This is a genomic window from Alteromonas sp. ABV2_168, assembly GCF_056161165.1.
Map to the genome: position 1 here is coordinate 1 of NZ_JBSWYQ010000038.1, position 213 is coordinate 213.

A 213-nucleotide genomic window follows, 5' to 3' on the forward strand; every position below is an offset into this window, starting at 1 on the left:
AACCATACAACGCCTAAGTAGCTTTTACTTAGAAGTTGTAAGTTAAAGACTGACTAATTAAAAAAGTTAGAGTAGCGTTACTCTGATTGATACTGATAGAAAGCTTTCCAGAATTGTTATAAAAAGTTTATGCCTGACGGCAATAGCGACGTGGTACCACCTGAATCCATTCCGAACTCAGAAGTGAAACGCGTTAGCGGCGATGGTAGTGTG

The 213-nt window shown here is 39.4% G+C and carries 1 rRNA gene; it reads left to right on the plus strand.

The features are described 5' to 3' along the window. Positions 1-132: 132 nt before the first annotated feature. Positions 133-213: ribosomal RNA gene (rrf, locus tag ACXAH4_RS20130) — 5S ribosomal RNA — on the plus strand; the annotation flags it as partial.